This window comes from Pseudomonas sp. P4_C3, assembly GCF_056402075.1.
Genome location: NZ_JBFUIC010000178.1, coordinates 1 through 9,179, shown reverse-complemented (window position 1 = coordinate 9,179; position 9,179 = coordinate 1). Strand labels below are relative to the sequence as shown.

At 60.2% G+C, this 9,179-nt stretch carries 6 protein-coding genes; 4 read left to right on the top strand and 2 right to left on the bottom strand.

Annotated elements, in window-relative coordinates:
- Positions 1–1,184, bottom strand: a 1,184-nt coding sequence (locus AC1DVH_RS21650) for a fatty acid cis/trans isomerase (protein ID WP_477755523.1), incomplete at its 3' end; no start/stop codon positions are given.
- 156 nt (positions 1,185–1,340) lie between these two features.
- Here AC1DVH_RS21650 and metH point away from each other — a divergent pair.
- Both metH and AC1DVH_RS21640 read left to right on the top strand, forming a co-directional pair.
- Entirely contained in the window at positions 1,341–5,051 is a 3,711-nt protein-coding gene (gene metH, locus AC1DVH_RS21645; protein WP_477755522.1) for a methionine synthase, read from the top strand.
- A gap of 149 nt (positions 5,052–5,200) precedes the next feature.
- A complete protein-coding gene (locus tag AC1DVH_RS21640) occupies positions 5,201–5,422 on the top strand; it encodes a DUF2970 domain-containing protein (protein ID WP_477755521.1) in 222 nt (73 codons plus the stop codon).
- Between the two features lie 6 nt (positions 5,423–5,428).
- Here the strand turns inward: AC1DVH_RS21640 and AC1DVH_RS21635 are convergent, their stop codons facing one another.
- Positions 5,429–6,514, bottom strand: a complete 1,086-nt coding sequence (locus AC1DVH_RS21635) for an ABC transporter substrate-binding protein (protein WP_477755520.1) — start codon at positions 6,512–6,514, stop codon at positions 5,429–5,431.
- A gap of 523 nt (positions 6,515–7,037) precedes the next feature.
- Here AC1DVH_RS21635 and AC1DVH_RS21630 point away from each other — a divergent pair.
- Both AC1DVH_RS21630 and AC1DVH_RS21625 read left to right on the top strand, forming a co-directional pair.
- Entirely contained in the window at positions 7,038–8,696 is a 1,659-nt protein-coding gene (locus AC1DVH_RS21630; RefSeq protein ID WP_477755519.1) for a nitrite/sulfite reductase, read from the top strand.
- On the top strand, positions 8,680–9,174 hold the full coding sequence (locus AC1DVH_RS21625) for a DUF934 domain-containing protein (RefSeq protein ID WP_223464402.1): 495 nt from the start codon (positions 8,680–8,682) through the stop codon (positions 9,172–9,174). Before AC1DVH_RS21630 ends, AC1DVH_RS21625 begins: the two co-directional genes overlap by 17 nt.
- The last annotated feature ends 5 nt before the right edge of the window (positions 9,175–9,179 follow it).

Below are 9,179 nucleotides of genomic sequence, written 5' to 3'. Positions count from 1 at the left end.
CGATAGTTCGGATCGGTGACATAGAGATCGTGCTCGGGCGCCTGGAACAGCGCCCAGAAATTATCGCGGATCACGTCCGTGGCGATCTGCCCGCGGCACACCGGGCCGCGGATAAACGTGCGCACAAAGTACTCGGCGTTATCGAGCATGAACTGATAGCGCGCCTGGGCCGGGATCGCTTCGAAGGTGGCAAACGGGTTGGCCCGGCTCTGCGGCCCGTAGCCCGGCAATGCGTCGACCTGCCAGTTGCCGCTGTAGAGCAGGCTCTTGACCCGCGCCAGTTTCGCCGCACTCAGCGCATAGGTGATGTGGGTCTTGTGCACGATCACGCCCTGCACAGGCCACAAGCGATAGTAAAACTGCGTGCCCGGATCATCGTTCGGGCGACGGGTGTTGATCAGGTCGATCGGCTGGCCGGTCGGGGTGCGCGAACGCACCCACTGGAAGAAATGCCCAGGCTCGCCATCCTTGAAGTAGAGATGGGCGAGGAACCAGTGCTCGAACAGCCAGCGCCCCACCAGGCTTTCCCGGGCTCCCGGGGAATTGAGCAGGTTTTCCCATTGCACCACCTCCAAGGCTTCCCTGGCGCTGGGCGCCAGCGCCTGCTGATCGATCGGCGCGCCTGCCGCCAGCCAGCGTTGCAGCGTCTGGTACTGCTGGTCAGTCAGGCCGGTCACTGCCAGTGGCATGCCTTCTTTCGGGTGCGAAGCGGCGTAGCCGTCGAACTCCGCGGGCATGGCACACATGTTTTCCCGGTTCAGGCCCAGGACGATGTCTTCCGGCAGCTTGGCGCTGGGCTGCAATGGGGTTTTGTGGCCCAGTTCCAGCATCCGCGCCATCAGTGCGGCCTGGCTGCCCCGGGCATCGAGCACCGAATAGAAGCCCTTTTGCTGCCAGGCCTGTTTGCCGGAGGCGTCATAGAACAGTCGGGTCGGCGCAACGGCCTGGCGGCGGTCACCGTCGTAGACCGGGATTTTCGTCGCGCCCCGTGCCGCGCCCTCGCCGCTGCCCAGGTTGAGCTGACAGGCGGCGTCGTTGCAGGCGTGGCAGGCCACGCACTTTTCAGTGAAGATCGGTTGAATGTCGCGGCTGTATGAAATGACAGAAGAAATCGCCGGACTTTGCGCCACAGCGCCCCAGCTTAAAAACAAAAACAATGTGCTGATGACGAAGCGATACGACATGTCCCTGGTCCTGAATCCTGGAAAAACGCCGCGATTCTACCGGTCTGTCATCCTTGCCAACATGAACGATATTCATGCAAATTCGAGTCTTGCTCCAAAAGCGCACAGGTTTGCTATCATCCCGGCCCTTCGTCATGGTCTTACCGAGTAGTCCAAATGTCCGATCGCAGCGCTCGCCTTCAAGCTCTCAAGCACGCCCTCAAAGAGCGCATCCTGATTCTCGATGGCGGTATGGGCACGATGATCCAGAGCTACAAGCTCGAAGAGCAGGATTACCGTGGCAAACGCTTCGCTGACTGGCCGAGCGATGTCAAAGGCAACAACGACCTGTTGGTACTGACTCGCCCGGATGTGATTGGCGGCATTGAAAAAGCCTACCTGGACGCCGGCGCCGACATTCTGGAAACCAACACCTTCAACGCCACCCAGATCTCTCTGGCTGACTATGGCATGCAAGGCCTGGCGTATGAGTTAAACGTAGAAGGCGCACGCCTGGCGCGCAAGGTCGCCGACGCCAAGACCCTGGAAACCCCGGACAAGCCGCGCTTCGTTGCCGGCGTGCTCGGTCCTACAAGTCGCACCTGCTCGTTGTCCCCGGACGTGAACAACCCCGGCTACCGCAACGTGACCTTCGATGAACTGGTGGAGAACTACACCGAATCCACCAAAGGCCTGATCGAAGGCGGCGCCGACCTGATCCTGATCGAAACCATTTTCGACACCCTGAACGCCAAGGCGGCGATCTTCGCCGTCCAGGGCGTGTTCGAGGAGTTGGGCATTGAGTTGCCGATCATGATTTCCGGCACCATCACCGACGCCTCGGGCCGCACCCTGTCGGGCCAGACCACCGAAGCGTTCTGGAACTCCGTGGCCCACGCCAAGCCGATTTCCGTCGGTTTGAACTGCGCCCTCGGCGCCCGCGAATTGCGCCCGTACCTCGAAGAGCTGTCGAACAAGGCCAACACCCACGTTTCCGCGCACCCGAACGCCGGCCTGCCGAACGAATTCGGCGAGTACGACGAATTGCCATCGGAAACCGCCAAGGTCATCGAAGAATTCGCCCAGAGCGGCTTCCTCAACATCGTCGGCGGTTGCTGCGGCACCACGCCGGGCCACATCGAAGCCATCGCCAAGGCTGTGGCCGGATATGCGCCGCGCGAGATTCCGGACATTCCCAAGGCGTGCCGCCTCTCGGGCCTTGAGCCGTTCACCATCGATCGCAGCTCGCTGTTCGTCAACGTCGGCGAGCGCACCAATATCACCGGCTCCGCCAAGTTCGCCCGCCTGATCCGCGAAGACAACTACACCGAAGCCCTGGAAGTCGCCCTGCAGCAGGTCGAAGCCGGCGCCCAGGTGATCGACATCAACATGGACGAAGGGATGCTCGATTCGAAGAAGGCCATGGTGACCTTCCTCAATCTGATCGCCGGCGAACCGGACATCTCCCGCGTCCCGATCATGATCGACTCCTCGAAGTGGGAAGTGATCGAAGCCGGCCTCAAGTGCATCCAGGGCAAGGGCATCGTCAACTCGATCAGCATGAAAGAAGGCGTCGAGCAGTTCATCCATCACGCCAAGCTGTGCAAGCGCTACGGCGCCGCCGTGGTGGTGATGGCCTTCGACGAAGCCGGCCAGGCCGACACCGAAGCGCGCAAGAAGGAAATCTGCAAACGCTCCTACGACATTCTGGTCAACGAAGTCGGCTTCCCGCCGGAAGACATCATTTTCGACCCGAACATCTTCGCCGTGGCCACCGGCATCGAAGAACACAACAACTATGCTGTGGACTTCATCAACGCCTGTGCCTACATCCGTGACGAACTGCCGTACGCCCTGACCTCCGGCGGCGTGTCCAACGTGTCGTTCTCGTTCCGTGGCAACAACCCGGTGCGCGAGGCGATTCACTCGGTGTTCCTGCTGTATGCGATCCGTAACGGCCTGACCATGGGTATCGTCAACGCCGGCCAACTGGAGATCTACGACCAGATCCCGGTGGAGCTGCGCGACGCCGTGGAAGACGTGATCCTCAACCGCACCCCGGAAGGCACCGACGCCCTCCTCGCCATCRCCGACAAGTACAAGGGCGACGGCAGCGTCAAGGAAGCCGAGACCGAAGAGTGGCGCAACTGGGACGTCAACAAGCGTCTGGAGCATGCGCTGGTCAAAGGCATCACCACCCACATCGTTGAAGACACCGAAGAATCACGCCTGTCCTTCAGCCGCCCGATCGAAGTGATCGAAGGCCCGTTGATGGCCGGCATGAACATCGTCGGCGACCTGTTCGGCGCCGGTAAAATGTTCCTGCCTCAGGTGGTGAAATCCGCTCGGGTGATGAAGCAGGCCGTGGCGCATCTGATCCCGTTCATCGAACTGGAAAAAGGTGACAAGCCGCAGGCCAAGGGCAAGATCCTGATGGCGACCGTGAAAGGCGACGTGCACGACATCGGCAAGAACATCGTTGGCGTAGTGCTGGGTTGCAACGGCTATGACATCATCGACCTCGGCGTGATGGTCCCGGCGGAAAAAATCCTGCAAGTGGCCAAGGAACAGAAGTGCGACATCATCGGCCTGTCCGGCCTGATCACCCCGTCGCTGGATGAAATGGTCCACGTCGCCCGCGAAATGCAGCGTCAGGACTTCCACCTGCCGTTGATGATTGGTGGCGCGACCACCTCCAAGGCGCACACGGCGGTGAAGATCGAGCCGAAGTACAGCAACGACGCGGTGATCTACGTCACCGACGCCTCCCGCGCCRTGGGCGTGGCGACCCAGTTGCTGTCCAAGGAACTCAAGGCCGGCTTCGTCGAGAAAACCCGCCTGGACTACATTGAGGTTCGCGAGCGCACTGCCAACCGCAGCGCCCGCACCGAACGCCTGAGCTACGGCGCGGCCGTCGCCAAGAAGCCGCAATTCGACTGGGCGAGCTACACGCCGGTCAAACCGACTTTCACCGGTACGCGGGTGCTGGACAACATCGACCTCAACGTTCTGGCCGAATACATCGACTGGACGCCGTTTTTCATATCCTGGGACCTGGCCGGCAAGTTCCCGCGCATCCTCCAGGACGAAGTGGTCGGTGAAGCCGCCACCTCGCTGTACAAAGATGCCCGGGAAATGCTCACCAAACTGATCGACGAGAAACTGATCAGCGCCCGCGCGGTGTTTGGCTTCTGGCCGGCCAACCAGGTGCATGACGACGACATCGAGCTCTATGGCGATGACGGCAAGCCAATGGCCAAGCTGCACCACTTGCGTCAACAGATCATCAAGACCGATGGCAAGCCGAACTTCTCCCTGGCCGACTTCGTGGCGCCCAAAGACAGTGAAGTGACCGACTACGTGGGTGGCTTCATCACCACCGCGGGGATCGGTGCCGAAGAGGTCGCCAAGGCCTATCAGGATGCGGGCGACGACTACAACTCGATTATGGTCAAGGCCTTGGCCGACCGCTTGGCCGAGGCCTGTGCCGAGTGGCTGCACCAGCAGGTGCGTAAAGACTACTGGGGTTATGCCAAGGATGAGGCGCTGGATAACGAGGCACTGATCAAGGAGCAATACACCGGCATCCGTCCGGCACCGGGCTACCCGGCCTGCCCGGACCACACCGAGAAAGCCCAGCTGTTCAAGCTGCTGGACCCGGAAGCGGAAGAACTCAAGGCCGGCCGCAGCGGTGTGTTCCTCACCGAGCACTACGCGATGTTCCCGGCGGCAGCGGTCAGCGGCTGGTACTTCGCTCACCCGCAGGCGCAGTATTTCGCCGTGGGCAAGATCGACAAGGATCAGGTGCAGAGTTACACCTCGCGTAAAGGTCAGGAGCTGAGCGTAACCGAGCGTTGGCTGGCGCCGAACCTGGGTTACGACAACTAAGATCAAGCAAAATCAAAAGATCGCAGCCTTCGGCAGCTCCTACAGGTGTACACATAACCCTGTAGGAGCTGCCGAAGGCTCGGGCCGCGTTCGGACGATCTTTTTTGTATTGTCTATGCTTACCTCTGACACAGGGTGACGAGGAATTTATGGACGATCCAGCCGACAACAACAAACCGCCCACTTTCTGGCAGATGCTGCAGAGCGTCATGGCGGCGGCGTTCGGAGTACAGAGCGGGAAGAACCGGGCGCGCGACTTCACTCACGGCAAGCCGAGTCATTTCGTGATTCTGGGCATTCTGTTCACGGCAGTGTTCGCGTTGACACTGTTTGGCATCGTCAAACTGGTGTTGCACCTGGCGGGTATCTGAACCGACTCAGTGCATCAGGGCTTGCAGGCCGAACGGGTAGCGCCAGGACGTCGGTCGCCCCTTGGCCGAGAGTTTCTGGAAATCCACACCGTAATCCTGAGTTGAGCTCAAAGCCAGCAATCGCTTGGCTTGTGCGTGATCGATCAGCTGCAACAACGGAATCTGCCGGTCGCGCCCACCGTACTGGCTGACATCCACCCCCTGGTCGTAGTCATGCAGTTGCACCAGCGCCCAACCACCCAGAGTGAAGTGGCCGCCCAACAGCACACTCAACCGCCCATCCAACAGCGCCTGTAACGCGGCCGGTGAATTGTTGATGGCGCTGAACAGCACGTCCTTGCCGGGCTGGCCTCCGGTTTCGGCATAAGCCTGCATGGCGCCAAAGGCCATTTCATCGTTGGCCGACCAGACCAGCGACGTTTGCGGATAACGCTTGAACAATAACCTGGCCTGTTCATAGGCGCGCTCGCGGGTCCAGCTGCCATAGACCAACTGGCGCAACCGCACTTCAGGGTGTTCGGCCAATGCCCGCATCATGCCCTTCTCACGCTGTTGCGCGGCTGGCGTGTTCTTCAGGCCGGAAAAGGCCACCAGATCAATGGCCTGACCGGGCGCGACCGGGCGATGCAGGCGAATCAGCTGCTTGAGCATCAAGTAGCCGCCCTCCTCATTGTTGGGCACCAGGCTGCCCAACCAGTCGGAATACTTGTCCGGCTGAGCGCCGAGCAAGCGCACCTGGTCTGCGGTCAGGCCGTTGTTGACCAGAAACAGCTTCACACCGCTGCCTTGAGCCAGACGCAGGATTTCGGGCGCAACGTACAGTTCGTTGACGAACACCAGATAGTCCGGTCGATTCGGCCCTTGCAGGGCTTCGCGGGCCTGTTTGAGTGTGGTTTCAGCGTTTCGCTCGGAATACTGGATGTGCAAATCCATGCCAAGGTCCTTGGCCGCGGCCTGCATGAATTGCGAGTAACTGACCCAGAACGTCTCTTGGGTGGTCCCTGGATTGAGGAACAATACGGACGCCGCCTGGACACACGGTGCCCAGACCGTAGCCAGCGCCAGCACGGCACCACAGAAAAGTTTTAACATCGATCGTCCGAGCCCCCGCAAATTCGCCGCGGATTATATCCAGCGAACCTCCGTAAAACGGCGATTTTTCCGGTTTTTGTCAGACAATCGTCGGAACCGGGCCCGGACGGGGTCGTTTACTGATGGCTGACCCAGAAAACCGCCGTCCCCACGACCAGAATGATCAGGAACAAAATTGCCCAGGCATCAACGGTGCTATCGCTTTTCCGTGCTTTGGTTGGGTTGCTCATTGCATCGCCTCTTGTCGGTTTTATCGGTGATTGCATAAAGACTCGAGCAGAGTAAAGACGACGATTGCCCGCACCACAAACAGGGGCTTTGCAACAAAGATTCTCATTAGGCGATTTGGTTCTTTACATATGCTCAAACATCACTTTTACGCATAACTGCAAACTGGTATCTTGCCCCGGCTCCGTTGGGAGTGCGCGGCCGTGCGCGCAGAATTGCCGAGGTTTCATCGGACGCCAGCAAGCCAAAAAACGCCGCTGTTTCCGACCGGCCCAAGCCTGAGAACAGGACTTATATGTACGTATACGACGAATACGATCAGCGGATCATCGAGGACCGCGTCAAGCAGTTCCGTGATCAGACCCGACGCTATCTGGCAGGCGAGCTGAGCGAAGAAGAATTCCGCCCCCTGCGCCTGCAAAATGGCCTTTATATCCAGCGCTTCGCGCCGATGTTGCGAGTCGCCGTGCCTTACGGCCAACTGACTTCGCGCCAAGTGCGAATGATGGCCAAAATTGCCCGCGACTACGACAAGGGCTATGCCCACATCAGTACCCGGCAGAACGTGCAGTTCAACTGGCCGGCCGTGGAAGACATTCCGGACATCCTGGCTGAACTGGCGACCGTGCAGATGCATGCGATCCAGACCAGTGGCAATTGCCTGCGCAACGTCACCACCGACCAGTTCGCCGGTGTGGCCTTCGATGAGCTGACCGACCCGCGCCCATGGTGCGAGATCGTCCGCCAGTGGACCACGTTCCACCCGGAATTCGCTTATCTACCGCGCAAGTTCAAGATCGCCGTCAACGGTTCTACCTCCGACCGCGCCGCCATCGAAGTCCACGACATTGGCCTTGAACCGGTGCACAACGCCGCCGGCGAACTGGGTTTCCGCGTGCTGGTCGGTGGTGGCCTGGGCCGTACGCCGGTCGTGGGCGCGTTCATCAATGAATTCCTGCCGTGGCAAGACCTGTTGAGCTACCTCGACGCCATCCTGCGGGTCTACAACCGCTATGGCCGTCGCGACAACAAGTACAAGGCGCGGATCAAGATTCTGGTGAAAGCGCTGACGCCTGAAGTCTTCGCGCAAAAAGTCGATGCGGAAATGGAACACCTGCGCGGTGGCCAGACCACATTGACCGAAGCCGAAGTGCAACGCGTCGCCAAACATTTCGTCGACCCGGACTACAAGGCGCTGGACAACCAGACCGCCGCCCTGGCCGAGCTCGACCAGCAGCATCCGGGCTTTGCCCGCTGGCGCGTGCGCAATACCCTGGCCCACAAGAAGCCGGGCTACGTGGCCGTGACCTTGTCCCTCAAGCCTACCGGCGTTGCACCGGGCGACATCACCGACAAACAGCTCGACGCAGTGGCCGACCTGGCCGACCGTTACAGCTTCGGTCAACTGCGCACCTCTCACGAGCAGAACATCATCCTGGCCGACGTCGAGCAGGACAAGCTGTTCACCCTGTGGGGCGAATTGCGCGAGCAAGGTTTCGCCACGCCGAACATCGGTTTGCTGACCGACATCATCTGCTGTCCGGGCGGCGACTTCTGCTCCCTGGCCAACGCCAAGTCAATCCCGATCGCCGAGTCGATCCAGCGCCGCTTCGACGACCTGGATTACCTGTTCGACATCGGCGAGCTGGACCTGAACATCTCCGGTTGCATGAACGCCTGTGGTCACCACCACGTCGGCCACATCGGGATTCTCGGGGTGGACAAGAAAGGCGAGGAGTTCTACCAGGTTTCCCTCGGCGGCAGCGCCAGCCGTGACGCCAGCCTGGGCAAGATCCTCGGCCCGTCCTTTGCCCAGGAAGCCATGCCTGACGTGATCGAAAAGCTGATCGACGTGTACATCGAACAACGTACCGAAGACGAACGCTTCATCGACACCTATCAGCGTATTGGCATCGACCTCTTCAAGGAGCGTGTCTATGCAGCGAATAATTAAGAACAACGAGGTCGTCGACGAGACCTGGCACCTGCTGCCCAAGGATTTCAACATCGACGAGATCAGCAACTGTGACGACCTCATCGTGCCGTTGCAGCTGTGGCGCGAACACAGTCGTATGCTCCTGGCCCGCGACGGCGGCCTGGGCATCTGGCTGGACGCCGATGAAGAAGCCGAGGAAATCGGCGAAGACGTGGCTCAGTTCCAGGTCATTGCCCTGAACTTCCCGGCATTCACCGACGGCCGCAACTACTCCAACGCCCGCCTGCTGCGTGACCGTTACGGTTTCAAGGGCGAATTGCGGGCCATTGGCGACGTGCTGCGTGACCAGTTGTTCTACATGCATCGCTGTGGTTTCGACGCGTTCGCCATTCGCGCCGACAAAGACCCGCACGAAGCCCTTGAAGGCCTCAAGGACTTCTCGGTGACCTACCAGGCCGCTACCGACGAACCGCTGCCGCTGTTCCGTCGTCGTTGATGTCC

Coding starts and splice junctions, on each gene's coding strand:
- AC1DVH_RS21625 (WP_223464402.1), top strand. CDS start 8,680: ATGCAGCGAATAATTAAGAACAACGAGGTCGTCGACGAGACCTGGCAC.
- AC1DVH_RS21635 (WP_477755520.1), bottom strand. CDS start 6,514: ATGTTAAAACTTTTCTGTGGTGCCGTGCTGGCGCTGGCTACGGTCTGG.
- AC1DVH_RS21630 (WP_477755519.1), top strand. CDS start 7,038: ATGTACGTATACGACGAATACGATCAGCGGATCATCGAGGACCGCGTC.
- AC1DVH_RS21640 (WP_477755521.1), top strand. CDS start 5,201: ATGGACGATCCAGCCGACAACAACAAACCGCCCACTTTCTGGCAGATG.